The organism is Pararhizobium sp. LjRoot235 (assembly GCF_964254145.1).
Taxonomy (GTDB): domain Bacteria; phylum Pseudomonadota; class Alphaproteobacteria; order Rhizobiales; family Rhizobiaceae; genus Pararhizobium.
Map to the genome: position 1 here is coordinate 1281473 of NZ_CAXUSP020000001.1, position 25512 is coordinate 1306984.

Here is a 25512-nt window from a genome sequence, read left to right on the forward strand (position 1 = left end):
GAAAAGTCCAGACTACAACACGCGCATGATGAAAACCACCCGAACAAACGAAGCAAACACAACAGATTGGCACGAAAGTGCCTTCGATATCATCCGCGGTCTGGCCGCCTATACGGGAAGCTCTCTGGTCGAAGGTCTTGCGAAAGTCGTCGCCGAATATCCGGACGCGGACCTTGGTACGGCCTTCAACCACAAGCAGGTTGGAAGCAAGATATGGGCACGCGACAGGTTGTTTGAAAGCCTTGGCGGAAAATTTAAGCACATCGTCGTTCTCGGCGGCTGGTACGGCGTGCTGTCGGGAATGTTTTTCGACGACAACCGCTTCGAAATCGGGCTGATCGAGAGCGTCGATATCGATCCGCAGGTCGCAGAGGTGGCCGAGACGCTGAACGCTAAGGCCGGAGAGCATTTTCGCGCCATCACCCGCGATATGTACGCGCTCGATTACAGGGCCTCCGGGGCTGATCTGGTGATCAACACCAGTTGCGAGCACATCGCCGATCTTCCGGCATGGCTGTCTCTGCTGCCGCGCGGCACGCAGGTCCTGTTGCAGTCGAACGATTATTTCAGCGAGCCGACGCACATCAACTGTGTGCCGACGCTTGAAGCCTTCCAGCAACAAACGGCGCTCAGCCGCGTTGCCTTTGCCGGCTCGCTGGCGATGAAGAAATACACCCGCTTCATGGTTATCGGCACCGTCTGATTGCAGATCAGAGGAGGCCGCGTAGAATTTCCGCGGTGCGGTGCGCGCCATCGAGATCGAGCGCGTGCGGCCGACGGCTGGAAGCTGTGAGCGCCGATTCGATCGCCTGCGTAATGCTTGCCGGCGACAGCGCGTCCTCGGTGAGGACATGGGCGAGCCCCAGCTTTTCGAGGCGTTCCGCCCTGACCGTCTGTTCGGTTTCGCCGCCGGCGGTGAAGGGGATGAGCAAGGGATGGCATCCGGCACGCAGAATGTCGCAGACCGTATTATAGCCCGCTTGTGACACAGACAGTTTGGCGCCCCTGAGAAGGCTCGCGAAGTCCGGGCGGAACCGATAGACGCTGACATGATCCGGCGCATCCGCCGAGATCGCATCGAAATCGGATTGCATGAGATTGGGACCAGTGATCAGGGCCCACGACAAGGGCTTGTCGATCGACTTTGCTGCTTCGAGGCCAGCGCGGATCAGGGCATTGCCGACCGCGCCGCCGCCGGCCGATACGATGACGTCGAACCGCTCCGCCGGTTCTGCGGGGGGCGGTGCCGCGACGAGGCCGGTATAGACGACCTTGCCGGCGATCTCGGCTGAAAGTGGAAACGTATCTTCCAGCCGGGCGAAGGCCGGATCTCCGTGAACGAGGACCCGGTCGAAATATTTTTTCAATACAGCGACTGTTTCCTCGTCGCGGCCGAGCTTGGAACGCTCCTGCAGGATATCGCGCAGCGACGTCACGACCATGGGTCTGTCGTCCATCGCGGCGATTTCGTCGAGGAGCGGCAGAAGCTCGAAGCGGACCTGGCGGCGGCCGAAGGGAAAGGCTTCGATCATGACGATGTCCGGCCGGTTGTTCCGGAATGCCGTCAGCAACAGATCGCGGCGGTTGTCCTTGAACGCGTCATCGACCGGGTTGCCGTCGATATCGGCAAGCCCGGAAAAGCCGGCGTTACTGGCGGTGATCGGTGGCAAGGCGATGTGGTGCACCTGTGGTCCGGGGAAACCCGGGACTGGCGTTCCGCCCGTTGCCACGGTCACCTCGAAACCATCCGCGGCAAGCGCCCCGGCAATGCGGCTGGCGCGCGCAAGATGCCCGATGCCGAGCAGGTGCTGGACATAGAAAAACACGCGCGGCGGCGACGTCCGGCCACTGGTCATTGCGCTGCCTGCCATTCGGTCTCGAAGAGGGTTTTCAGCTGGCCGATGCTGGTGTGATGGTCGAATTCCCGGCGCACGGTTCGTTCCGCCGCTTCGCCCAGCCGTTGACGCAGGGCTGGATCGCGAATGGCCTTTTCCAGCGCGTGAGCGAAGGCTTGCGGGGCCTCCGGTGGCACCACCAGGCCGTTTTCGCCATCGACGAGCAATTCCGGTACGCCGGAAATGTTCGTCGATACGCAGACCAGCGCCTGGCTCGCTGCTTCGACCAGCACATTCGGCAATCCATCACGGTCACCGTCTGCCGTGATGCGGCAGGCGAGGGCGAAAATGTCGGCTTTGCGGTAGTGCTGAAGCACGTCCGTTTGCGACAGTGATCCGTGCCACACGACTTTACCCGCAATGCCGAGTTTGGCCGCCAGCGCCTGAAGCCCCTTCAACTGTTCGCCACCGCCGATATGTTCGAATTGCCAGTTGAGCTCGCGGGGCAGCAGGCTGAGCGCCCGCAGCAAAATGTCGAAGCCCTTTTTCTCGACGGCACGGCCGACACTGATGATCGAAACGGGCGCGTCCGGCCGCGAGCCGTCAGAGGGTGGCCGGATGCCGTCAAACGCGCCGAAGCGGCTGAGGTCCAGGCCGTGATAGCTCAGATGCACGTGCGGCTTGCCGCCGGCAAGATGTCGCAGATGCTCAAATCCCGTCTGCGTGCAGGTCACCGTCCAGCGCGTGCTCGCGAGCTTGCCGGCAAGTTCCCATTCGGGCGAGGTCCAGATGTCCTTGGCATGGGCCGAGCAGGTCCAGGCGATCCCCTTGATCGTGCTGGTGTAACGGGCAACGGAGGCCGGCGTGTGGATAAAATGGGCGTGCAGCCATTCGCCGCCCTTTGGCCACTCGGCGGCAAGGACCGTCGCCTGGCCGAAGCGACGCAGCCGGTTGCGTGTCCGGTCGCGCCAGAGATCGGACAGGAACGCCGGAAGGCTGCGCCAGAAACCGGGTTTCGCAAGGCAGTGTGCGAAGGCGCGGGCGACCCGCAAAGGCTCGTCGTGCAGATATTCAGGAAGATAGTGGACCGGCGCGCGGATTTCGTCGTGCACGGGGTGGCGCTTCTCGTCCGTCGGGCGGCGTAACGCCACCAGCGCCAGTTCAAAGCCGGCCCGTTCCAATCCAAGCAGTTCCTGGGCGATGAAGGTTTCCGAAAGGCGCGGATATCCCTTAAGCACCACGACGATCTTGCGACGTTGCGTCAAAGTGAAGTCATCCCTTCAGGGCGGTCAGATGCTCGTGTTCACGACGACCGAGCCATTCTCCAACGATCTGCGATATATTGGCAAGACCTTCAAGCGTCATGCCAGAAGCGCTTTTCGACGGCGGGTGTCGGTCCGGCAGGGTCTTGAGAGCCGCGGCAAAGCGCATCGGGTCTCTGGCTTCCTCCGGCCGCAGCATGTCGATCAACCCCAGTTCGGCGGCGCGGCTGGCGCGGATCAATTGCTCTTCGCGCGGCATCACGCGTGGCACGATGAGCGCCGGCTTGTCGAAGGAAAGGATCTCGCAATAGGTATTGTAGCCGCCCATGGCAACGACGGCCTTGGCGCCGGCGATCAGTTCTTCCATCCGGTTGTCGAATTCGATCACCTCGAGATAGGGGATCTTCGCGCATTTGATGATCAGCTTGTGCCGCTGTTTCGCCGGCATATAGGGGCCGAGCACGATCAACGACTTGTGCGTCAGCGTCGGATCTTCCTGATAGGCGTCGATCACGTCGTGGATCAGATCGGAGCCGTCTCCGCCGCCGCCAGTGGTCACCAGGATGTACTCGCCTTTCGGCTTGTGCTCGGATTCAACGTCCTGCGAGACGCTTCTCTGCAGGAAGCCGACGAAATCCATCTTCGCCCGAACATGCGGGGGAACGTCGAGCCCAACGAGCGGATCATAGAAATCCGGCGGGCCATAGACCCAAATGTTGTCGTAGAACTGGCCGATCTTGCGCATCACGTCGTTGGCTTTCCACTCCGCATCGAGCAGATGCGGTGCGTCCATGACCTCGCGCAAGCCGAGAACCAGAGTCGTTCCCTGTTTTTTCAGATAGGCGAGGGTCTCTTCGACTTCGCCCTGCAGGCCCAGCGGCTCCTTGTCGACGATGAAGATATCCGGCTGGAAGGTCTCGGCTGTGTGGCGGATGATCGACTTGCGCATCTTCAGCGTCTCGTGCAGGTCGATATGCCGGTCCATCGAGGTGTATTCGCCGTTGCGCAGCTTGATGATGCTCGGGATCTTCACGAAATCGACGCGGGCGCGATAATCGAAGGCACCGGCGATGGTGGCGCCGGAGATGATCAGGATGTTGACGCCGCGATAATCCTCGACCAGTGAATGCGCGATGGTGCGACACCGCCGCAGATGACCGAGGCCGAACGTGTCGTGGCTGTACATCAGGATCCGGGCGTCTTCGATCCGGCGGGTCATGAGCGGAGCCTCTTGTCTCCCCTCGCATTGCCCATCTTCCTCAGCATATCAGGTTCCACTTCACTTATAGGGGTCGGCAGCATCGCGAAGACCGTCGCCCAGGAAATTGAACGCGAGAATCACGAGGATGACCGGAATGGTTGGAAACAACAGCCAGGGATAAAAAGCAATGACGCTGACGCTGCGGGCTTCCGTCAGCAGAATGCCCCAGCTCGTGATCGGCGGGCGAAGGCCCAGGCCCAGGAAGCTGAGTGCGGTTTCGCCAAGGATCATGCCGGGGATCGACAGCGTCGCCGTTGCGATCAGGTGCGACATGAAACCGGGGACGAGGTGACGGCCGATGATGCGGCTCGAACCTGCGCCCATGAGCTGCGCTGCCAGAACATAATCTTCTTCACGCAGCGCCAGCAGCTTCGAGCGCACGGCACGCGCGAGGCCCGTCCAGTCGAGCAGGCCGAGAATGGCCGTGATGCCGAGATAGATGAGGATCGGGCTCCAGGTCACCGGCATTATCGCAGCAAGCGCCATCCAGAGCGGAATGCTCGGGATGGACTGCAGCACCTCGATGATGCGCTGGACCACCAGGTCGAAAATGCCGCCGTGATAACCGGCGAGACCGCCAATGACGATGCCGAGCACGAAGCTCATGGTGATGCCGAGCAGGCCGATGGTCAGCGATATGCGGGCCCCGTAAAGAATGCGCGACAGCACGTCGCGACCGAGGCGGTCGCTTCCGAGCAGGAACATCTGCCCATCCTTGGCCGGGCAGATCAGATGCTTGTCGGCTTCGAAAAGGCCCCAGAACCGGTAGCTGTCGCCGCTGCAGAGGAATCGGATCGGCTCGACCCTGTTCACATCGTCCGTGTAGATGCGGCGCAGCGTGTCCATGTCGAGCGTCATAGTGCGACCATAGACGAACGGTCCGACGAAATTGCCGTCATGGAAGAGATGAACCCCCTGCGGCGGCGAATGGATGAAATCGACGTTGCGCGTGTGCAGGTTATAGGGCGCCAGGAATTCGACGATGGTAATGATCGCGTAGAGGAAACCGAGGAAATAGAGCGAGTACAGCGCCAGGCGATGTTTCTTGAATTTCCACCACATCAGCCGGGTTTGCGACGCCTGATAGACGCGCGATTGCTCCTCGCTCATCACATCGACGGAATGCGGGTCGAAGGGCGCGGTCGATACGTAGTGCGCCAGCGGCGCGCCGGATTCGGGGAGGGATATCGTCACTTGGTGCTACCGCCTTGCAGTCTGATGCGCGGATCGAGCAGGGCAAGCGCAATGTCCGATATAAGCACACCGATCACCGTAAGGAACGCCAGGAACATCAGGAACGAACCGGCAAGATACATATCCTGACTTTGCAACGCTTTTATCAGCATGGGCCCCGTTGTTTCGAGAGACAGAACGATGGCGGTGATTTCGGCGCCGGAAATGATCGCCGGCAGGATCGAACCGATATCCGAGATGAAGAAGTTGAGTGCCATGCGCAGCGGGTATTTGACCAGCGCACGGAACGGATGCAAGCCCTTGGCGTGTGCCGTCACGACATATTGTTTTTGCAGCTCGTCGAGCAGATTGGCGCGCAGCCTTCGGATCATGCCGGCGGTGCCGGCCGTGCCGACGATCAGCACCGGGATCCAGAGATGCTCCAGGATCGACTTCGTCTTGTCCCAGCTCATCGGTTCGGCAAGGTATTTCTGGTCCATCAGGTGACCGATGGAGGTGCCGAACCAGATATTGGCGAAATACATCAGGATCAGCGCGAACATGAAGTTCGGAATGGCGATGCCGATCAGGCCGAGGAAGGTCAGCCCGTAATCGCCCCAGCTATATTGATGGGTGGCGGAATAGATGCCGATCGGGAAGGCGACCAGCCAGGTGAACAGGATGGTGACGAAGGAGACCAGCACGGTCAGCCACAGGCGGTCGCCGACAACTTCGTTGACGGGAAGCTGATATTCGAAGGAATAGCCGTAGTCGCCTTGCAGCATACCGGCAACCCAATGGAAATAGCGCAGCACCGGCGGGCGGTCGAAACCGTATTGGGCGCGCAACTCCTCGATCTCCGCCATGTCCACCGCTTCGCCCTGGGCACGCAGTTCGGAGATGTAGCTTTCGAAATAGTCGCCCGGCGGCAGTTCGATGATCGTGAAGACCAGCGCGGAGATGATCAGCAGCGTCGGGATCATCGCCAGAATGCGCCAGAATATGTAACGCAACATGATCAGCTAACCTCGCTGCTGTACCAGAAGGTATCCGGCATATAGACCCCGAGATAACAGGTCGGATCGAAGCCGTAGAGGCCTTTTTCGGGAATATTGCGCAGATAAGAGGAATGGAGCACCGGCTGAAGCGTGGCGTTGACGATGCCGATCGAAAATACGTTCTGCGTGTAGATATCGAGCATTTCGTGCCAGATGCGCGTTCTTTCGGCGGTGTCGACGGTCTTGCGCCATTCCTTCAAAAGCTCGACCAGCGCAGCCGCTTCCGGCAGTTCCGGCGCATGGCCGCTCTGCTCGAGGGAAAGATAGTACATGCCCCAGACCGGCCATTGCAATTGGTCGTCGGCGCTCGGTGCAAGGCGCCCCGGGTTCATGTCCGCCGTCGGCACCCCGTTTTCGAGGCCGTTCCACATGGACATCACGATGTCGCCGCCCATCGCGCGGCTGCGGAAAACGTCGCGCTGCGATGTCTTGATGAAAAGCGAGAAGCCGATTTTCATCCAGTGATCCTTGATCAGCTCCAGAACATCGGTTTCGAGCGTGCTTTCGCCGGCGGTCTCAATGACGATCTGTGCCTCGCGCCCGTCCGGCAGAAGACGAATGCCGGCGCTGTTTTTCCGTACAAGGCCGACGTCGTCCAGCAGGGCATTGGCCTGGTCCGGATCGTGGCTGGCCCAGGCCGAGGCATATTCGGGCTTGAACAGCGGGCTTTCCGGAAGGATCGTGTCGGCACTTTCCTTGCCGAGCCCATAGAAGCTGACCATGTTGATCTCGTGCCGGTCAATCGCGAGCGAAAGCGCCCGGCGCACTCGCACGTCCCAGAACAGATCGCGCCACACCTTGTCGCTGCAGTTGAGGTTGGGCAACAGGGCGATACGGGAGCCCTCCGTTCTCTTCCACAGGTTTACTTTCACCGGGTAGCGTTTTTCCGAGTCCTTGAAAAACGCATAGTCGGAGAAGTCGACACCCGTCGACTGAAGGTCGCTCTCGCCAGCTCCAGTTTTGGCCGGGATGATTTCGGACGAGCTGATGCTGAGCAGGAAGCGATCGACATAGGGCAGTTGCAGTCCGTTTTCGTCCACCCGGTGAAAGAAGGGATTGCGCTCGAAAACGAATTGCTCGGCCGGCGGCGCAGTTCTGTTGACCCACGGATCGAGGGTCGGCAGATCGGGGTTTTCAGGCCGATATTGCCGCGACATCTTGATGTGCAGATCGGCCCATTTCTTGACGCGATACTGTTTCATCAGGGCCGAGAGACGGAATTCGTCCTGATATTTCTTGTGAAAATGTCGCATGTAGGCAGACGGCAGGAGCAGGATGATCGGGGACGCGGCTGCAAGGCCCGGCAGGAAGTCCGGGTTCGGCGCGCTCCAGCTGTAGCGGACGGTCAATTCGTCCAGAACCTCGAACACGGGTGGTTTTCCGTCGGCGAGAAGCTCGCGCTGAACGCCGCCCTTGCGCAGACTCTTGTCGAGAATCACATCTTCCCACGTATAGCGGAAATCCTCGGATGTCAGATAGCTGCCGTTCGACCAGCGGTGGCCGTCCCGTATCTTGAACGTGAAAATGCGGCCTTCCTGGACATCGAAGCTTTCCAGGATATCCGGTTGGAATTGCAGGTTCTCGTCGTAGCCGATCAGACGGGAATAACCGTTGATCGTCATCAGCCGGATATCCTTCTGGCTGCCGATCAGCATGCGAACGGTTCCGCCGTATTTGCCGGGCTCGCGGCCCATGGCGGCAAGATTGACGCGGCGCGGATTTTTGGGAATCCTCTCGCTGAGAACCGGCAGCGTCTGCGCCCGCAGGTAGGGTCGCAGATATGCAGGCTCGGGCGTGGCGTGGCTGGTGCCGGGAACCAGCACGGAGGCAAGCATGCCGAGTGTCGTTCTGCGGGTAATCACGGTCGCAACTCCCTCACGTCGGCGTTTCGCCGCGCAAGGACCAGATGGCCGTCGCCAAGATCCGCCGTCGCTAGAACGCCCTCATCTCCCTCGTCGGAGAACTGTTTGCCCCAGCTGCGCGTATCGGAGGCACCGCTCGGGTCGAGCATGGAAAAGTCGAGCGGCCGGTCAAGATCGGGAAAGGGTACGGCGGCAAGCAGGGACTTCGTATAGGGATGGACCGGCGCGCGCATCAGAATCTCGCGCGGAGCGATCTCGACGATCCGCCCGCCGCACATGACGGCGATGCGGTCGGCCATGTAGTCGACGACCGCGAGGTTGTGCGAGATGAAGAGATAGGTGAGGCCCAATTCTTTCTGCAGGTCCTTCAAAAGGTTGAGAATCTGCGCCTGAACGGAAACGTCGAGCGCCGAGACGGGCTCGTCGCAGATCAACAGGTCCGGTCCGAGAGCCAGTGCCCTCGCGATACCGATGCGTTGCCTTTGGCCGCCGGAGAAGCTGTGCGGATAACGGTTGAGATGACGCTCGTTGAGGCCGATCGCCTTGAGCAAGGCCTTGACTGTCTCGACGCGCGACTTGCCGCTGCCGCGTCCATGGATCTCGAGCGGTTCGCTCAGGATATTCTGCACCGTCATGCGTGGCGACAGCGAGGAGACCGGGTCCTGGAACACCATCTGCACCTTGGTGCGCAGTGCCTGCAGGCCACCGCCCTCGGCATTCAGAACGTCGATCGGGCCGTCGCTGCTGTTGAGCATGACCGCGCCTCTATCCGGTGTCACGGCCCGCATCAGGATCTTGCTGACCGTCGTCTTGCCGCAGCCGCTTTCGCCGACGAGCCCGAGGCATTCGCCACGCATGATGTCGAAGCTGACACCGTCCACCGCCTTGGTCACCGTTGCGGTATCCTTAATCAGCCAGCTCGATTTGCGGGTGCTGAAGGTCTTGCTGATGTCGCGCACCGAGAGCAGAACGTCGGGCTTGACGGGTTGGACATGGGCGACGAGCTTCTGCTTTCCGAGCAGGTTGCTGGTATTGACCGGCACCTCGCGCAGGGCTTTCAGGCGTTCTCCCGGCTTCATGTCGAAATGCGGTACGGCGGCCATCAGGCCCTTGAGGTAGGGGTGTGCAGGCTTGCGGAAGATGGTTTCGACCGGTCCTGCTTCCATGACCTCGCCATGATAGATCACCACCACCTCATCGGCGACGTTGGCGACGACGCCGAGATCATGGGTGATCAGCAGCATCGCCATGTTCAGCTTGGTCTGCAAGTCGCGCAGCAATTGCAGGATCTGCGCCTGGATGGTCACATCGAGCGCCGTCGTCGGCTCGTCGGCGATCAGAAGCGAGGGATTGCAGATCAGCGCCATGGCGATCATCGCACGCTGGCGCATGCCGCCCGACAGCTCGAAGGGATACATGTCGAAGGCGCGCGATGGCTTGGCAAATCCGACCAGTCCGAGCATTTCCTCGGTGCGCTCGCGCCGATCCCGGCCTGACTTGTCCGTGTGGATTTTCAGGGATTCGCTGATCTGGTTGCCGATCGTATGCAGCGGAGACAGCGAGGTCATCGGTTCCTGGAAGATCTTGCCGATACGATTGCCGCGCAGGTTGCGGATGTCTCGCCCGTCGCGGGGCATCTGCAGAAGATCGCTTGGTCTTTCCCCCGCCGCCGGGTCGCAAAAGAGGATGCGGCCGCTGCAGGACGCCGTCTTCGGCAGGATGCCCATCACAGCCTGGCTGATGACGGACTTGCCCGAGCCGGACTCGCCGACCAGAGCCGTCACCTTGCCAGGCAGCACGCGCAGGCTCGCCTTGCGTACGGCGTCGATCTGCCCGCCGAGCATCGCGAACGAGATACTCAAATCCTCGATCCGCAACAGGTCCGCGCCTGAATTCATGCCAGCAGGTGTCCTTGTTTCACGGCGGCTCGCGATTACGCAAGGCTCGCCTCCGGGTAGAGGCCCGGCTTCATCATAGCGAGACTATCGCACGGAATTTGGCGTGTCCATGACCTTCGGCTGGTAAAGTGTGCACGGATATAGCGGTGGCAGTCAAACGCTTGCGAACGAAAAAACAGCAATCATTCGAATGGGATCGTGCTGTGCTGCAGCGCGCGAAGGCGATTGGCGCGCGGGCCGATAGCCTTCGTCCCTACTGCAGCAGCTTGTTCCAGAGGAGTTCGCGCGGCTGGGCTTTCTTCTTGTTGTTGCGGTAGAGCAGCATGACCTGCTCCGCCTCTGAGCGCGTCTCCAACGATCGGCCCTGCATGGCCTCGCCATTGTCCTGCTTCATGATCTCGTCTCCGGGCAGAAGCACCGCGACCTTCTGGCCGACGCCGCGCAACTTCTCGTGGCCAAGCGTGACCCAGTCGCCGCCGCAATAGGTGGCAAAGGACTGGCTGGCGATGATGGGCTTGGAATATTTCTTCGTCAGCCCCTGCAGCCGCTCGACCTCGTTGACCGCCGCCCCGAAGGCAGAAAAGGTCAGGCGGTCGTTGAGACCGACATTACCGAACATGACGTTGCCGACATGCAGTCCGATGCCGTATTTGACGTCGGCAAGACCTTGCTGACGCCGGTCGGCGTTGAGTTCCGTCATACGCGCCGTTGCCTGGCGAACTGCTGCCATCGCGGCCAAGGCTGCGACTCGGGATGGCTCGCGGTGACGGCCGCAGGGATAGACCGCGAGAAAGCCGTCGCCGAGGAAACTCAGGATTTCGCCGCCATTGCGGCTGAACGGCGTGGCGATTGCATCGAAGAACTGGTTGAGCGTATCGATGTAGACCTGCCGGCCTTCCTTCTCCGCAAGCACGGTTGATTGACGCATGTCCGCCATGACGAGTGCGGCGCGGATGGTCTCGACATCGCCGCGGCGGGTCTGGCCCGACAGCACACGCTTGCCGGCATTTTCACCGAGATAGGTGGTGAGCATGTTGTCGGCGAGTTTGCCGAGAACGGCCATCTTGGCTGCCACGGCCAGGCTGTTCTGGATGCGCAATAGCGCCTCTATGACATTGTCGCTAAAGCCGCCATGCGCATCGGTGGACCACGAGCCGATCATGCCCTGGCCGGAAGTCTCGCCGAAAGATTGCACGAACGCGATGTAATCGGTGACGCCCATTTCCTTCAAATCGTCGAAGATCGGGAATTCGGACGGGCTCGTCGGATCGATCTGCCGGCGCATGTGGTCGAGATTGTTGCTGAGCAGATAATAATAGGGGCTGAGAAGGAAACGATCGGGTTTGTCGCCGTTGGAGTCAGCGCGGTAGCCCTCGACGGTGACGCCCTGGCCACGCAGCCAGGTGAACCCCAGCGCGTCGTAGAGAGGGTGCAGCATCGAGAAGCTCAGGTGAACCCGATTGAGCGGCAAGCCGGCTGCTGCCAGCCTTTCGCAGAAGCCCGTCACCACCGTTTCGAGATTTTCACCGTTGAGGGCAGACTGCTGCAGCCAGTTCGATACGCGCTCCAGCAGGTGAATGGAAACATTCGTCTCGTGGATGTCCATAGCGTGTCTTGCCGCTTTCTTAAAAGAAATCCGGCAGTTCGCCGACCCGGTACATGCAAACTGCTTCTCGGTGGCCCGGCGCTTGCCCTCGCTCAATATAGGAGGCGATAGCGGCGAAACCAGATTGCGCGCCAACAATTTGGCAGATCGTCGCCTGTCCGGCCGCGGCGCGATTGAGGCCCGTGCTTGACACCCGGGGATTTTATCCTCAACTGACCAGCATCAGCAAAGCCGCCTTCGCGTGCCACGATCAGCCGGGAACATGTATTTGACCGTCCTTACCTCAAGCGAAGCCCTTCTTTCGAAGATCGCGAACCGTAGCGCCCAGGTCGCCGTGATCGGCCTCGGCTATGTCGGCCTGCCGCTCGCGATCACCGTCGCGCGCAGCGGATTTGTCGTCACGGGATTCGATATCGACCCGCAGAAGATCGTCGCCATCGATGCCGGGCGCTCCTATATTGAGGCGGTGCCGGATGCGGTTCTCTCGACGGAGACGGCGCAAGACCGCTTCCGGGCGACGACGGATTTCGGCCGGCTTGCCGGCTGCGACATCATCATCATCTGCGTTCCGACACCGTTGACGAAATATCGCGATCCCGATCTTTCCTTTGTCACGACGACCTGCGACCGCATCGCCGAGACGCTGAAGCCCGGACAGTTGATCGTGCTGGAATCGACCACCTATCCCGGCACCACGGACGAGGTCGTGCGGCCGATCCTTGAGAAGACCGGACTGAAATCGGCCAAGGATTTCTTCCTCGGTTTCTCGCCGGAGCGCGAAGACCCCGGCAATCGTGATTTCCATACGTCAAGCATCCCAAAGGTCGTCGCAGGCGATGGCGCCGAAGCGGCGAAACTGATGGAGGCCTTCTACGGTGCGGCCGTTCAGACGGTCGTGCCGGTGTCGTCCACCGCGACAGCCGAGGCGGTGAAGCTGACAGAGAATATTTTCCGCGCCGTCAACATCGCGCTCGTCAATGAATTGAAGGTCGTCTACGACGCGATGGGCATCGACATCTGGGAGGTGATCGATGCGGCCAAGACCAAGCCGTTCGGCTATATGCCGTTCTATCCAGGGCCGGGGCTCGGCGGTCACTGCATCCCGATCGATCCCTTCTACCTGACCTGGAAGTCGCGCGAATACGAGCTGCCGACCCGTTTCATCGAGCTTGCCGGCGAGATCAATTCGGCCATGCCGCGTCATGTCGTCGGACGCCTTGCCGAAGCGCTCGATATCCATCTCGGCAAGGCGCTCAGCCGTTCCCGTGTCCTGGTGATCGGCCTTGCCTACAAGAAGAACGTGCCGGACATCCGCGAAAGCCCCTCGCTGAAACTGATCGAACTGATCGAGGAACGCGGCGGCAGTGCCGCCTATCACGATCCGCATGTGGCGGAAATTCCGCGGACGCGCGAATACATGGTTCTGAAGGGGCGGCAATCGGTGCCGCTCGCCGAGCAATCGGTGAAGGCCTTCGATGCGGTGTTGATCGCCACCGATCACGATGCGGTGGACTATGTCGCGCTTGCCCGCTGGGCGCCGCTGATCGTCGACACCCGCAACGCCTTCGCAAGACGGGGCATTGAAGGCCAGACGATCCTCAAGGCATAGCGGCGACTGCAGGCGTGGCGACCGCCTGCTGCTTCAGGCGGCTGGCGGCGACCGCATAGCCGCCGGCTGCGCCGTCGATGAAATGCATATGATCGGGGCCGAGCGGCGTCGGCACGATGCAGGTCATCAGCGCCGAATCCTGCCGGTGCAGACCGTAGCGGCAAACGCCGGCCCTGGCCGCTTCCTCCAGCCGCCCCTCGATCAGGCGCAGCCGCTCCGGGTCAACGTCGATCGTCATTTTCAGTCCATCGTCGAACTTGCGAAAGTCCGAATTGCCGGCGACCTCCCGCCTGTATCTGCGCGGGTCGAAACTGCCGAGCGTCAGGCCGAGGCGGTGGAGCCAAATGAGAAGCAGATATTGCCCTAGAATGAATAGCCGGTGCTGAAGGCGTTTGCCCTTCGGCGCGGTTTTCGTCTCCGCCGACAACCCTGCTGCGGACAAACCCATCTGCGGGCCTTCCGCGGCAACCGGATGTCCGCCCCGTTCCTCGCCGCCGGCGAGTGCGACAACATCGGAAATCAGAGCTTGAAACGCGTCATTGTTGCCGGAGCCGGTCGGCACCGCGATGATCGAGACGATGTCGCCATGGCGGGATTGGATGGGGTTCCAGCGGCAGGAGAGGCCGGTCAGGTCTGGCCGCGCGCCTTCCGGCGCCGGTGCGACGGCAAACAGGCCTTCCTTCATGCGGGCCTCCGCCCAGCTCGAGCCGCCGCCGGCAAACATCGCGTAGGAGATATTCGGGTTGACCTGAAAGCGTGCGACGCGGACCTCGAGGCCGGCGGTAATAACATCGGTGACGGGAACGAGGGCTGCGCGGAGCGTCAGCTGCAGTTCTTCTGTGACCCATTTCTGCACCGCGGAGAGGGCGGCGCGGGCCTTTTCAATTCCCGAAGGCGGTACGGCGACAAGCGCGCCATCACCGCCGAAGACGAAGGGAAGATCGTGTTTGCCGAGTGCATTCAGGATCGCCGAGATGACGCTGGCCCCTGCCATGTTGACGGCCTTGTAGCGTCCGGCCTCGATCGCGCCGGTCGAATCGACGATGTCGGCGGTCGCCAGCGCCCAGTCGGTAGGCAGCGACCGGTAATTGCCGGCGTCGGCAACACCTTCGAAGTCGACGAAGACCGGAAGCGCACTGAAGAATGTTTCACTGGAAAGCTGGTTCATACTGGCAGGCTATCATATTCGTGCGGGGCAGGCGACGGCGGTTTGACCATTGCCGATGTCAAAATGTGGATGCGAGCGGCCTTATGGCATAGGTCGCGTGGTTGAAATCGCGCCTTATTTCATGGCGCGGCGGTCGACCGGTCGCGCGACCTCGTGTTAAGCGGGGAGACCCGCATGATTTGGCCAGCATGATTTGCAATGGATGGACCGTTACATGAGCCGCCTCGACAGTTTTATTTCACGCATGCAGTCGCAGCGCGCTGTTCTCAACCATATCAAGGACAAGGGGATGGTTGCGCCCGATGGGGTGATTTTGGAAATCGGGCTCGGCAACGGAAGAACTTATGACCACATCCGCGAACTGTTTCCAAACAACCGCATCATCGCTTTCGATCGCGCCGTCGGCTCTCATCCGGGTTCGACGCCGCCGGAGGCCGATCTCGTCCTTGGCGACATCCGGGAGACGATCAGGCAGTTTGCCGGAAAGGATGTTGCCTTTGCGCATGCCGATATCGGCACGGCCTATCCGGAGAGGGATGCCCAGACGCTGACCTGGTTGCCGCAGTCGGTTGCCGCCGTGCTCGTATCCGGCGGCATCGCCGCAAGCGGCCTGCCGCTCGACCATTCCGCGCTTGAGCCGCTGCCGCTTCCACCCGGCGCCGAGCCGGGGCGAACCTATTTCTACCGGAAACGCTGATCGGGCCGTTGCCGTCAGGGCAGGAGCAGGACGTCGAACTGATCGATGTCGGTCGGCATCGCCGTGATCTTCATCTCCACCTGCCGGTCCTCGAAGAAGACGATGCAGTTGTCGTAGAATTGCGCGAGATGATCGATGAAGGCTTTTGACCCGTCAGGCCCGTAGAAGACCGGCGAAAACTCCATATAGAACGGCACGCGGCGCTCGAGCAGCGGCCGCATCGAGCGGGCCGCGACCGGCTCGTATCCCTCGATATCCATCCACACCAGCCCGATCTCCTCCGGTGCGATGGCTGCCTCCGCGAGGATGGCGGTGACGGGCTTGACCGGAACGATGATCGCGATGTCCTGGTCGCTCTGGCGCAGGGCGCTGCTTTTGCCGTGGTTGTCGCGATGCAGGAAGAAATCGACCGCGCCTTCGCTGTCGCCAGCGGCGCTGTTGATCGCGGTGATGTGTTCACCAAAGCCGTTCTGGTCGATGTTGGTCTGCAGCAGTTTGAAATTGCGTGGATCGGGCTCCACCGTCACGATGTGGCGGAAGGCCTGGCTCAGGGCAAAATAGAGGGTTTGCGTGCCGATATTGCCGCCTAGTTCGAGGAGGACTGCGTCTCGCGTCAGCAAGTTGCGCTGGCGCAGGATCCCTAGCAGGCTATCGACATTCCCGCGCTCGAAATGGCCCTTGCGATAGATTTTCCGGCCGATGTAGTCATGCGGGGAGAAGGTCATCAGGTGATCGCCGCAATCGGCCGTCATCGACAACACCTTCGGGCTGACGGCGTTGACGAGCATCTCGCGGCCGGTGCGGGTGCTCAGGATGTGTCTTGCGACGCGGTTGCGCCATTTGCGCAGCCGGCGCTTCCAGGATTTTATCGCAAGCATGCCTTCAGCCGTCTCCGCATTTTCCTGCCCCTTCTTCAACACGAGATCGGGCGCGAAATGAAGGCGTTTCTGCGAAAAAGAAGGGAACAATCGTGGATTCCGGGAGACCTCAGAATCCCTGGGTGACGAGAAACGACTTCATCCTCTCCATAGCCAGTTCCGGCTTGTCGAGCACGTTGGCCTTGTCGGCAAGCCGGAAGATGTCGGCATAGTGCAGCACGCCGCGGGCCGATTGCATGCCACCCGGCATGGTGAAGTGCTTCTGGTGACCGTTCAGCCAGGCGAGGAAGACGACGCCGGCCTTGTAATATTGCGTCGGTGCCTCGAAGATCTTGCGCGAGAGCGGCACGGTCGGCTCGATCACGCTGCGGAACGTGGCAACGTCGCCTGTTGCCAGCGAAGCCAACGCCTTCGACGCCGAGGGTGCGACGGCATCGAAAATGCCGAGCAGGGCATGGCTGTATTTCCTGCCGTCGCCCTCGATCAATTCGGCATAGTTGAAATCGTCGCCGGTGAAGCAGAGCACGCCGTCCGGCAGCCGGTTGCGCAACGCGACTTCGCAGGCATTGTCGAGCAGTGAAATCTTGATGCCTTCGACCTTGGCCCTGTTCTCTTCGATGATCGACAGGACCGTCTCCAGCGCGTCCTCGAATTTTTCCGAGCCCCAATAGCCTTTCAACTGCGGATCGAACATGTCGCCGAGCCAGTGGAGCACGACCTTGTCCTTCGTCTGGCGGAGAATGTGGCCGTAGACCTTGCGATAGTCATCCGGCGAAGTGGCGATATGGGCCAGCGCCCGGCTTGCCATCATGATCGATCGGCCGCCCTCGCGCTCCACGAAACCGACCTGCGTTTCATAGGCGCGGATGACGTCGTTGAGCGAGCGCGTGTCGGCGGGGGCGAGATGATCGGTGCCGGCGCCGCAGGCGAGATCGGCGCCCGGCACTGCGCGGGCTTCGGCCAGCGAACGGCGGATCAATTCCTGGGCGCCGGCCCAATCAAGGCCCATGCCGCGCTGTGAGGTATCCATTGCCTCGGCGATCTTGAAGCCCAGCGCCCAGAGATGATGCCGGAATGTCATCGTCGCATCCCAGTCGATGGCAGGGCGGCCCCAGGGCTCGCGATCGGCCAGCGGATCGGAGACGACGTGGGCTGCGGCATAGGCAATGCGGTTGAAGGCTGGGACGGCTGCGGGCCCCGCGATCGGCGTTCCCGAAAGGCGGTAGGGCTCGAGCGTGCCATCGGCGCGCGGCAGCGACAGGGTAGCGGACATGCAGGCTCCTCCTCGGATGTTACAGGTCGAATAATTTAGATCGTTCCAAATTTCAAGTGGAGATTTAAAGCGAATATTGCGCCGCCGCACGCCCGGCCACTGGCAAAAGACGTCTCATTCCAAGGTTGTGGCGAGTGATATTTCTTGCCAGAATGCATTATTATTATTGAAAATCAATTGAATGAGGGATGTGTGATCGGCCCGGGACTTTCACTGAAGACGGGCGGTCGACCTGCCCGCACATTTTTCAAGAAATCCGCTTGACAAGTTTGGAACGTTCCAATTATCTAATGGCAGATTTGAGGCAAAAAGACCTCGCCGGGAGGAAAATGTGGGCAAGGAACGGGTCACGGTCATCGATATTGCGCGCGCCGCCGGCGTGTCGAAGTCGACTGTGTCGCTCGTCCTGCAGGCAAGTCCGCTCGTCAATGAGGCGACCCGCGCCAAGGTCAATGCGGCCATTCGCGAACTGGGTTATGTCTACAATCGCGGCGCCGCCAATTTGCGCCAGTCCAGTGCCAAATCGAAAATCATCGGCATCGTCGTCAACGATCTGACCAACAGCTTCTTCGCCGAGCTTGCCGTTGGCGTCGACATGGTCGTGCAATCGGCCGGCTATGTGCAGTTCCTTGCCAATACGGGCGAAAGCCTCGATCGGCAGCGCGAGGTCATATCGTCGATGCGCGAACACGGTATATCCGGCCTGATCCTGTCGCCGGCGCGCGGCACGGAAGCCGCCGACCTGAAATCTCTGGTAGCGAGCGGTATTCCGGTCGTGAACGTCGTCCGTCAAGTTGCCGGTGCCAAGGTGTCGTCACTGGTTTCGGACAATCATGCCGGCACGCGCGAAGCCGTGCGGCATCTTGCAGGTCTCGGGCATCACCGCATCGCCTTCCTTGGGGGTTTTCCCGATACGGCGGTCTTCCATGAGCGGCTGCAAGGCTATCGCGATGCGCTCTCGGACATGGATCTCGCGGTGCATGATGAACTGGTCATCAGTTCCGCGCCGTCGCGGGCAGGTGGTGTGGCGGCGATCGAGCGGGCGCTGATGCTGCGCGAGCGGCCGACCGCGGCGGTCTGCTTCAACGATGCGGTCGCCTTCGGGGTCTGCGACGGCTTGCGTGCCCATCGTCTCGACCCGGGTGAGGATTTTGCCGTCATCGGCTTCGACGACGTGATCGAGGCGCAGACGGCGGTGCCGGCGCTGACGACGGTTTCCGTCGATCCACAAGGGATGGGGCGGCGGGCCGCGCAACTGCTCTTGAAACAGATCAATGCCGGACGGGCGGAGGCTGAGGCGATCGTCAGTTCGGTGCGGCTCGTCGTGCGCCAGAGCTGCGGCGCTGCGACCGACAGACGAGAAAGGTTGTCCTTGCTATGACGCATTGGGGTTTGATCGGGGCAAGCACCATTGCCCATGAATGGGTGATTGACGCGATCCGCACCGTCGGCGGTGAGGTCGTGTCGGTGATGAGCACGAGCGCCGATCGGGGTGCTGCCTATGCGCGCGATCATGACATTGCCAAGTCAGTGACCGGCGTTGACGAACTCGTCAATGATCCTGATGTGCAGGCCGTCTATATTTCCACCACCAACGAACTGCATCGCGACCAGGTGTTAGCGGCTGCCCGGGCGGGAAAACATATTCTCTGCGAAAAGCCGCTGGCGCTCTCGCTCGACGATGCGCATGCGATGGTGAAGGCTGCTCGTGACGCCGGCGTCGTGATGGCAACCAATCATCATCTGCGGGGGGGCGCGACCCATCGCGCCATGCGCGACGCGATCGCCGCCGGGACGATCGGCATACCTCTGGCGGCCCGTGTCTTTCACGCGGTCTACCTGCCGCCGCATCTGCAGGGCTGGCGCCTCAACAAGCCGGAAGCCGGCGGCGGCGTCATTCTCGATATTACCGTGCACGATACTGACACACTGCGCTTCGTGCTTGGCGAAGATCCGGTCGAGGCCGTTGCCTACGGACAATATGGCGGCATGGCGAAGGCTGGGCTGGAAGACGCGGTAATGGGCGTGCTGCGGTTCAAATCCGGGCTCATCGCCCAGTTCCATGACGGCTTCACCACGAAATACGCGACAACGGGCTTTGAGGTGCATGGATCCGAAGGTTCGCTGATCGGCCGCAACTGCATGACCCAGCAGCCGGTCGGCACGGTCACGCTGCGCAACGTCGATGGCGAGACCGAACTGTCGATCAGTCACCGCAATCTCTACCAAAACACGCTCGTGGCCTTTGAGGATGCCATTGCCGGCAGGGGCGAGCCGCTCTGCAGCGCCGAGGATGGCATCTGGTCGCTGGGGACCGGCCTTGCGGTCATGCAGGCTGCGGCAAGCGGCAGTGCCGTTCGCATCGAAACCGGACTTTGAGACGAGACTGATGAGCAAGCATCTCACCCCGGCGGAGGCCGCTTCCCTGATCCCGGACGGCGCGATCGTGTCCGTGTCGTCGTCGAGCGGTCTCGGCTGCCCGGACCTCCTGCTGAAGGCCATCGGCGAGCGTTTCGATGCGACCGGCCATCCGCGCGACCTGACGACGCTGCACCCGATCGCCGCCGGCGACATGAGCGGCATCAAGGGCGTCGACTATATCGCCAAAAAGGGCCTCTTGAAGAAGATCATCGGCGGTTCCTACCCCTCCGGCCCGTCGACGGCCGAGCCGCCGCTGATCTGGCAGATGATCGGCAATGACGAGGTTGCGGCCTACAATATTCCCTCCGGTGTGCTGTTCGACATGCACCGGGAGGCGGCGGCCAAACGGCCGGGCGTCCTGACCAAGATCGGCCTCGATACCTTCGTCGATCCCTCGCGCCAGGGCTGCGCGATGAATGCGAAGGCCGCAGCCGCGCCGGTGGTGAAAAAGATCGAATTCGAAGGCGAGGACTGGCTCTATTTCAAGGCGATCGTGCCCCAGGTGGCGATCATTCGCGCCACGACGGCCGACGAGCGCGGCAACCTTACCTATGAACACGAAGGCGCCACTCTCGGCGGCCTCGATCAGGCACTCGCCGCCCGCAACAATGGCGGCATCGTCATTGCACAGGTCAAGCGCATCACCAAGTCTGGATCGCTCAAACCCCATGACGTGCGCGTACCCGGCATGCTGGTGGATTATGTCGTCGTCGATCCAGACCAGAAGCAGACGACGCTGACGGAATACGACCCGGCCATATCAGGCGAAATCTTCCGGCCGCTCGACACATTCCGTGTGCCGGAGTTCAACATCCAGAAGGTCATCGCCCGCCGTGTGGCGCAGGAGCTTGAGGGCGGAAGCTGCGTCAATCTCGGCTTCGGAATCTCGGCCAACGTGCCCCGCATTCTGCTCGAAGAAGGCTTGCATGGGTCGGTCACCTGGGTGATCGAGCAGGGCGCTGTCGGCGGTGTCCCGCTGTTGGATTTTGCTTTCGGCTGCGCCTCGAACGCCGATGCCTTCATGCCGTCGCCCTACCAGTTCACATACTTCCAGGGGGCAGGCTTCGATGCCTCGCTCTTGTCCTTCCTGGAGATCGGCCGCGACGGCTCGGTCAATGTCTCGAAACTCTCCTTCCGGCCGCATGTCACGGCGGGCGCCGGCGGCTTCGTCGATATCACGGCGCGGGCGAAGAAGATCGTTTTCTCGGGCATGTTCAATGCCGGGGCGAAACTTTCGATGGCCGACAGCAAGCTGGTGATCGAGAAGGAAGGCAAACTGAAGAAGCTCGTCAACGAGGTCGAGCACGTCACTTTCTCCGGCCGCCGCGCCGTCAGCCAGGGTCAGGACATCATGTATGTCACCGAGCGCTGCGTGATGAAGCTGACACCGGAAGGCATCATGCTGACGGAAATCGCGCCGGGCGTCGACCTGCAGACGCATATTCTCGACCAGTCGGAGTTTCCGCTGATCGTCTCCGACCGGCTGAAAGTGATGGAGGAGGCACTGTTCCATGAGGCGCCGATCGGTTTGACGCTGCCGCAAAAGCCGGTGCGTACCCTGGAAGGAGCATCGCATGGCTGATGCCCGGATCAAGATCGAGATCGAGGATGCGATTGCGGTCCTCACCGTGGCGCGGCCGGAAAAGCTGAATGCCTTCGACATCGACATGCTGAAAGCGCTCTCGACCGCCTGCGATACGATCGAGGCTGACGCCAGCGTGCGGGTCGTTATCTTGACCGGCGAGGGCAAGGCCTTTTCCGCCGGTGGCGACATCAGGGCCTGGGGGGCGATGAGCCCGAACGAGTTCGGCCATCAGTGGGTGCGCTTCGGCCATCGGGTATTCGAACGGCTGGCCACACTGCGCATGCCGGTGATCGCCGCAATGAACGGTCACGCGCTCGGCGGCGGGCTGGAACTGGCGGCCGCTGCCGACATCCGCATCGCGGAAGCGCAGATCAGGATCGGCCTGCCGGAAACGGGGCTCGGCATGGTACCGGGCTGGTCGGGCACGCAGCGTCTCGTCAAGCGCTTCGGCGCGCAGGTCGTGCGCCGCATGGTGCTCGGCGGCGAGATGTTTACCGCCGAAGAGGCGAGGGCGGTCGGGCTGGTTGATGCGGTGGCGGAGACCGGAACGGTGCTGGCAGCGGCGAAGGACCATGCCGGCCGCATTGCCAAGCGCGGCCCGGCGGCACTCGAGATCTGCAAGCTGATGATTGCTTCGGCCAATGGCGAGGACAACGGCACGGCGGTCGAGGCGCTGGGATCGATGCTTGCCGCCAAGACCGGCGACATGAAGGAGGGCGTCGCGGCTTTTGCCGGAAAACGCCCCGCGGAATTCAAGGGAGAATGGTAATGACGGTTCTGGTGAAGCCCAAGGCACTGGCCGACGCGAAGGTGCGCGAATTCCGGATGCTGATCGACGGCAAATGGGTGAACGCGGCCGAGGGCAGGACGCTGGAGCGCGTGGCTCCCGGCCATGGCGTGCCCATCAGCCGCTATCCGACCGCGACCGGGGCGGATGCCGAGCGGGCGATTGCCGCCGCGCGAAAAGCATTCGACGATGGTCCGTGGCCGCGTATGACCGCATCGGAGCGCTCGCTGATCCTGCTCAAGGCCGCCGACATGATCGCCGCCCGTGCCGATGAACTCGCCTATCTCGATTGCATCGAGTCGGGCAAGCCGATCAGCCAGGCCAAGGGCGAACTCGGCGGGGCCGCCGATATCTGGCGCTATGCAGCTGCCCTTGCCCGCGACCTGCATGGCGAGAGTTACAATACGCTGGGTGACGGTACGCTCGGCGTCGTCCTGCGCGAAGCGATCGGCGTCGTCTCGATCATCACGCCGTGGAATTTCCCCTTCCTGATCGTCAGCCAAAAGCTGCCATTTGCCTTGGCGGCTGGTTGCACCACGGTGGTCAAACCGTCCGAACTCACATCGGGATCTACTCTGGTTCTCGGTGAAATCCTCGAGGCCGCCGGCGTTCCGGCAGGCGTCGTCAACATCATCACCGGCACCGGCCCGGAGGTCGGCGCGATCATGACCAGCCATCCGGACGTCGACATGGTCTCCTTCACCGGTTCGACAGGCGTCGGCAAGCTGACGATGACCAATGCGGCGCAGACGTTGAAGAAAGTCTCGCTGGAGCTCGGCGGCAAGAACCCGCAGATCGTTTTTCCGGACGCCAATCTCGACGATTTCATCGATGCGGCTGTGTTCGGCGCCTATTTCAATGCCGGCGAGTGCTGCAATGCCGGCTCGCGGCTGATCGTCCACCGCGATGTCGCGGACGAAGTCATCCGCCGCGTTGCCGAGCTTTCGGCCAAAGTCAAGGTTGGCGATCCGCTCGATCCCTCGACGCAGGTCGGTGCAATCATCACGCCGCAGCATCTGGAAAAGATCGTCGGTTATGTCTCGGCGGCCTCCGGCAATGGCGCGACCGTGTCGCACGGCGGCGCGGCGCTCGATCTCGGCTCCGGCCAGTTCATGTCGCCGACCGTTCTCTCGGCCGTCACGCCCGACATGGCTGTGGCGCGGGAAGAAGTCTTCGGGCCGGTTCTCTCCGTCCTCACCTTCGAGACGATGGATGAGGCGATCCGGATTGCCAACTCCATCGATTACGGCCTGTCAGCGGGTATCTGGAGCCGCGATTTCGACACTTGCCTCACCATCGGGCGCAGGGTGCGGGCGGGAACGGTCTGGATGAACACCTTCATGGACGGCGCCTCCGAACTGCCCTTCGGCGGTTATCGCCAATCGGGCCTTGGGCGCGAACTCGGCCGCCATGCGGTGGAAGACTATACCGAAACCAAGACGCTCAACATGCACATCGGCGGCCGTACCGGCTGGTGGATGCCGCGCTAAAGACCAACGGAAAAGAGTAAGGAGGTCATGATGATAAAGCAGTCGCAAGCGAATTCGAGCGTGGCCTCACACTCCGTCAGTGAACGACCAAATGGGCCTCAGATCGGGGAAGCTTGCGCCCCTCGCTTGAGGGCAAGGCGATTGCGGCCTGCTCCCTCTTCTCCCCTGCGGGGAGAAGGTGGCGCCCCCGGGTCTTGCCTTCGGCAAGCCCGAGGACAGGCTGCGGGCCCGATGAGGGGGGCGGCTGGCGCCGAAATTGCCGAGAAAACCCCCTCATCGCCTCGCATGCGCTCGGCACTTCTCCCCGCCGGGGAGAAGAGGGAGCAAGCCGCAATTGCCTTCGATCCATATGCGACGGCACAGAGGGGGGTAAGTTCGATACCCGGCAATTCAGCCTCTGCCTCACACCGCCGGAAAGTTGATCTGCGGCTTGAGCAGCACCTGCATCTCGGTCGCTTTGTCGCCGGCGATCCGCGCCAGAAGAATGCGACCCATCTGCTCGCCGGTACCGGTCAGGTCCTCGTAGATGGTCTCGACCTTTGGCTGGATGTTGATCAGCAGTTTCGACGTCTGCTTGGCGACGATGTCGTATTCGACGCCGAGCGTCAGGCCATGGTCGCTCATGGCGGTGATGGTCGCGAGCGCGGAGACTTCGCCGCCACAGGCAAAACCGTCGGGGGCGTCGGGCTCGCCGGCACGGCGGCTGATATAGTCGCGGATCTGGTCGACGGGACAGTCGAGGTCGATTTCGGTCGGGATCTCGTAGGCAACGCCGGCCTCGCGGACGGCGGTCATGAACCCGTGCAGCAGGTGCTGCGCGAAGGTCATGCGCTTCGGCGGCAAGATGATCATCGGTTTGCGGCGGCCGCGGGCGATCAGCCGTCTTGTCGCCTCGTAGGCGAACGAGAAATTGTCGTAATCGACGTAAGGATGCGGCGTGGAGAACTCGGTTCGCCCGTGGGTAACGAAGGGAAAATCGTTTTCGAGCAGAAGGCGCACGCGCGGATCGAAGGGCTCGGTGCGCGAAAAAATCAGGCCGTCCGCCATGCCATTGCGCACGATGTACCTGATGGCGTCGACATTGCTGTCATTGATGAAATTCGGCGTGACGATCAGGTGGTAGGGCGTATCCTTGAGCGCCGTGGCAAGGCCCAGCATCAGCGACGTGCCGTAGCCGAGGATTTCCTCGTGCGGATCAAGCAGTACGCTGATGACATTGGTTCGGCCAGTCTTCAGGCGCTGGGCGGCGCGATCCGGCAGGTAGCCGATTTCGGCCGCAACCTCATGAACACGCTTACGGGTCTCGAGCGAAATCTGCGGCGCATTGCTGAGCGCGCGCGACACGGTCGTCACGGCAAAGCCGGTGATATCAGCAATTGTGCGCAGGGTCGGCTTGCCGCTTTTCCGGATGCTTTCGGAAGGGGCGGATTTGGGAGTGTCAGCCAATGAAATACTCCCCTGAGGCGATGACAGGACGCTTTTGTAACGCGGGACGAACGGATGTGCAACGTCGTTTGTGCAAACGTTTTAAATCATACTTTTCGTTGTTTTTGCTGCAGTGCGGAATCGTGGAAATGGCTTATAAACATCCAAATTCAGTATGTTAAAGCTATTGCTGTGGAGATTGTGAGCGACGCTTGACTTGGTGT

At 61.5% G+C, this 25512-nt stretch carries 20 protein-coding genes; 8 read left to right on the top strand and 12 right to left on the bottom strand.

The annotated features are described in order from the left end of the window. The first annotated feature begins 25 nt into the window (after positions 1 to 25). Positions 26 to 703 carry a class I SAM-dependent methyltransferase gene (locus ACSQ2Z_RS06100; protein WP_436080363.1) on the top strand — a complete coding sequence of 226 codons (678 nt, stop codon included), beginning with the start codon at positions 26 to 28 and terminating at the stop codon, positions 701 to 703. A gap of 7 nt (positions 704 to 710) precedes the next feature. Here the strand turns inward: ACSQ2Z_RS06100 and ACSQ2Z_RS06105 are convergent, their stop codons facing one another. From ACSQ2Z_RS06105 to ACSQ2Z_RS06140, 8 genes are all read right to left on the bottom strand, one after another. Next, positions 711 to 1871 carry a glycosyltransferase family protein gene (locus ACSQ2Z_RS06105; protein WP_436080364.1) on the bottom strand — a complete coding sequence of 387 codons (1161 nt, stop codon included), beginning with the start codon at positions 1869 to 1871 and terminating at the stop codon, positions 711 to 713. Then, the gene (locus ACSQ2Z_RS06110) at positions 1853 to 3100 is read right to left on the bottom strand and encodes a glycosyltransferase (protein ID WP_436080365.1); all 1248 of its coding nucleotides are present in this window, start codon (positions 3098 to 3100) and stop codon (positions 1853 to 1855) included. The genes ACSQ2Z_RS06105 and ACSQ2Z_RS06110 overlap by 19 nt, the downstream gene beginning before the upstream one ends. Positions 3101 to 3107: 7 nt before the next feature. Continuing rightward, positions 3108 to 4316 (bottom strand): glycosyltransferase family protein, encoded by a 1209-nt coding sequence (locus ACSQ2Z_RS06115; protein ID WP_436080366.1) that lies wholly within the window; start codon positions 4314 to 4316, stop codon positions 3108 to 3110. Positions 4317 to 4376: 60 nt separating this feature from the next. Next, on the bottom strand, positions 4377 to 5552 hold the full coding sequence (locus ACSQ2Z_RS06120; RefSeq protein WP_436080367.1) for an ABC transporter permease: 1176 nt from the start codon (positions 5550 to 5552) through the stop codon (positions 4377 to 4379). Beyond that, entirely contained in the window at positions 5549 to 6547 is a 999-nt protein-coding gene (locus ACSQ2Z_RS06125) for an ABC transporter permease (RefSeq protein WP_436080368.1), read from the bottom strand. The genes ACSQ2Z_RS06120 and ACSQ2Z_RS06125 overlap by 4 nt, the downstream gene beginning before the upstream one ends. A 2-nt stretch (positions 6548 to 6549) precedes the next feature. After that, on the bottom strand, positions 6550 to 8451 hold the full coding sequence (locus tag ACSQ2Z_RS06130; RefSeq protein ID WP_436080369.1) for an ABC transporter substrate-binding protein: 1902 nt from the start codon (positions 8449 to 8451) through the stop codon (positions 6550 to 6552). Then, positions 8448 to 10349: an ABC transporter ATP-binding protein gene (locus ACSQ2Z_RS06135; protein WP_436080370.1), complete on the bottom strand. Its 1902-nt coding sequence runs from the start codon at positions 10347 to 10349 to the stop codon at positions 8448 to 8450. The genes ACSQ2Z_RS06130 and ACSQ2Z_RS06135 overlap by 4 nt, the downstream gene beginning before the upstream one ends. A gap of 253 nt (positions 10350 to 10602) precedes the next feature. Further along, the gene (locus tag ACSQ2Z_RS06140) at positions 10603 to 11955 is read right to left on the bottom strand and encodes an adenylate/guanylate cyclase domain-containing protein (protein WP_436080371.1); all 1353 of its coding nucleotides are present in this window, start codon (positions 11953 to 11955) and stop codon (positions 10603 to 10605) included. Between the two features lie 268 nt (positions 11956 to 12223). Between ACSQ2Z_RS06140 and ACSQ2Z_RS06145 the strand changes: the two genes are divergently transcribed. Further along, positions 12224 to 13564, top strand: a complete 1341-nt coding sequence (locus ACSQ2Z_RS06145) for a nucleotide sugar dehydrogenase (protein ID WP_436080372.1) — start codon at positions 12224 to 12226, stop codon at positions 13562 to 13564. Here ACSQ2Z_RS06145 and ACSQ2Z_RS06150 read toward each other — a convergent pair. Beyond that, on the bottom strand, positions 13554 to 14732 hold the full coding sequence (locus ACSQ2Z_RS06150; RefSeq protein WP_436080373.1) for a DUF3095 domain-containing protein: 1179 nt from the start codon (positions 14730 to 14732) through the stop codon (positions 13554 to 13556). The two genes, ACSQ2Z_RS06145 and ACSQ2Z_RS06150, sit on opposite strands and share 11 nt — an antisense overlap. A gap of 214 nt (positions 14733 to 14946) precedes the next feature. Between ACSQ2Z_RS06150 and ACSQ2Z_RS06155 the strand changes: the two genes are divergently transcribed. Continuing rightward, entirely contained in the window at positions 14947 to 15429 is a 483-nt protein-coding gene (locus ACSQ2Z_RS06155) for a class I SAM-dependent methyltransferase (RefSeq protein WP_436080374.1), read from the top strand. Between the two features lie 14 nt (positions 15430 to 15443). Here the strand turns inward: ACSQ2Z_RS06155 and ACSQ2Z_RS06160 are convergent, their stop codons facing one another. Together ACSQ2Z_RS06160 and ACSQ2Z_RS06165 are read right to left on the bottom strand one after the other, a co-directional pair. Beyond that, positions 15444 to 16307: an FkbM family methyltransferase gene (locus ACSQ2Z_RS06160; protein ID WP_436082999.1), complete on the bottom strand. Its 864-nt coding sequence runs from the start codon at positions 16305 to 16307 to the stop codon at positions 15444 to 15446. 109 nt (positions 16308 to 16416) lie between these two features. Then, positions 16417 to 17580 carry a dihydrodipicolinate synthase family protein gene (locus ACSQ2Z_RS06165; RefSeq protein WP_436080375.1) on the bottom strand — a complete coding sequence of 388 codons (1164 nt, stop codon included), beginning with the start codon at positions 17578 to 17580 and terminating at the stop codon, positions 16417 to 16419. A gap of 331 nt (positions 17581 to 17911) precedes the next feature. Here ACSQ2Z_RS06165 and ACSQ2Z_RS06170 point away from each other — a divergent pair, with 331 nt between their 5' ends. From ACSQ2Z_RS06170 to ACSQ2Z_RS06190, 5 genes are read left to right on the top strand one after another with little or no spacing between them, the layout of a single operon-like run. Then, a complete protein-coding gene (locus ACSQ2Z_RS06170; RefSeq protein WP_436080376.1) occupies positions 17912 to 18961 on the top strand; it encodes a LacI family DNA-binding transcriptional regulator in 1050 nt (349 codons plus the stop codon). Next, positions 18958 to 19959 (top strand): Gfo/Idh/MocA family protein, encoded by a 1002-nt coding sequence (locus ACSQ2Z_RS06175; protein WP_436080377.1) that lies wholly within the window; start codon positions 18958 to 18960, stop codon positions 19957 to 19959. Before ACSQ2Z_RS06170 ends, ACSQ2Z_RS06175 begins: the two co-directional genes overlap by 4 nt. A 10-nt stretch (positions 19960 to 19969) precedes the next feature. Then, positions 19970 to 21583 carry an acyl CoA:acetate/3-ketoacid CoA transferase gene (locus ACSQ2Z_RS06180; RefSeq protein ID WP_436080378.1) on the top strand — a complete coding sequence of 538 codons (1614 nt, stop codon included), beginning with the start codon at positions 19970 to 19972 and terminating at the stop codon, positions 21581 to 21583. Next, a complete protein-coding gene (locus tag ACSQ2Z_RS06185; protein ID WP_436080379.1) occupies positions 21576 to 22355 on the top strand; it encodes an enoyl-CoA hydratase/isomerase family protein in 780 nt (259 codons plus the stop codon). The genes ACSQ2Z_RS06180 and ACSQ2Z_RS06185 overlap by 8 nt, the downstream gene beginning before the upstream one ends. Beyond that, positions 22355 to 23863, top strand: a complete 1509-nt coding sequence (locus ACSQ2Z_RS06190; protein WP_436080380.1) for an aldehyde dehydrogenase family protein — start codon at positions 22355 to 22357, stop codon at positions 23861 to 23863. Before ACSQ2Z_RS06185 ends, ACSQ2Z_RS06190 begins: the two co-directional genes overlap by 1 nt. Positions 23864 to 24265: 402 nt before the next feature. On the opposite strand, the gene ACSQ2Z_RS06195 is transcribed toward ACSQ2Z_RS06190, so the two are convergent. Beyond that, positions 24266 to 25309 (bottom strand): LacI family transcriptional regulator, encoded by a 1044-nt coding sequence (locus ACSQ2Z_RS06195; protein ID WP_436080381.1) that lies wholly within the window; start codon positions 25307 to 25309, stop codon positions 24266 to 24268. Positions 25310 to 25512 lie beyond the last annotated feature (203 nt).

Excerpts from the sequence above, each read along its gene's own strand:
- ACSQ2Z_RS06185 (WP_436080379.1), top strand. The coding sequence starts at position 21,576 with ATGGCTGATGCCCGGATCAAGATCGAGATCGAGGATGCGATTGCGGTC.
- ACSQ2Z_RS06100 (WP_436080363.1), top strand. The coding sequence starts at position 26 with ATGATGAAAACCACCCGAACAAACGAAGCAAACACAACAGATTGGCAC.
- ACSQ2Z_RS06125 (WP_436080368.1), bottom strand. The coding sequence starts at position 6,547 with ATGTTGCGTTACATATTCTGGCGCATTCTGGCGATGATCCCGACGCTG.
- ACSQ2Z_RS06180 (WP_436080378.1), top strand. The coding sequence starts at position 19,970 with ATGAGCAAGCATCTCACCCCGGCGGAGGCCGCTTCCCTGATCCCGGAC.
- ACSQ2Z_RS06105 (WP_436080364.1), bottom strand. The coding sequence starts at position 1,871 with ATGGCAGGCAGCGCAATGACCAGTGGCCGGACGTCGCCGCCGCGCGTG.
- ACSQ2Z_RS06190 (WP_436080380.1), top strand. The coding sequence starts at position 22,355 with ATGACGGTTCTGGTGAAGCCCAAGGCACTGGCCGACGCGAAGGTGCGC.
- ACSQ2Z_RS06175 (WP_436080377.1), top strand. The coding sequence starts at position 18,958 with ATGACGCATTGGGGTTTGATCGGGGCAAGCACCATTGCCCATGAATGG.
- ACSQ2Z_RS06135 (WP_436080370.1), bottom strand. The coding sequence starts at position 10,349 with ATGAATTCAGGCGCGGACCTGTTGCGGATCGAGGATTTGAGTATCTCG.
- ACSQ2Z_RS06155 (WP_436080374.1), top strand. The coding sequence starts at position 14,947 with ATGAGCCGCCTCGACAGTTTTATTTCACGCATGCAGTCGCAGCGCGCT.
- ACSQ2Z_RS06160 (WP_436082999.1), bottom strand. The coding sequence starts at position 16,307 with ATGCTTGCGATAAAATCCTGGAAGCGCCGGCTGCGCAAATGGCGCAAC.
- ACSQ2Z_RS06150 (WP_436080373.1), bottom strand. The coding sequence starts at position 14,732 with ATGAACCAGCTTTCCAGTGAAACATTCTTCAGTGCGCTTCCGGTCTTC.
- ACSQ2Z_RS06165 (WP_436080375.1), bottom strand. The coding sequence starts at position 17,580 with ATGTCCGCTACCCTGTCGCTGCCGCGCGCCGATGGCACGCTCGAGCCC.
- ACSQ2Z_RS06115 (WP_436080366.1), bottom strand. The coding sequence starts at position 4,316 with ATGACCCGCCGGATCGAAGACGCCCGGATCCTGATGTACAGCCACGAC.
- ACSQ2Z_RS06140 (WP_436080371.1), bottom strand. The coding sequence starts at position 11,955 with ATGGACATCCACGAGACGAATGTTTCCATTCACCTGCTGGAGCGCGTA.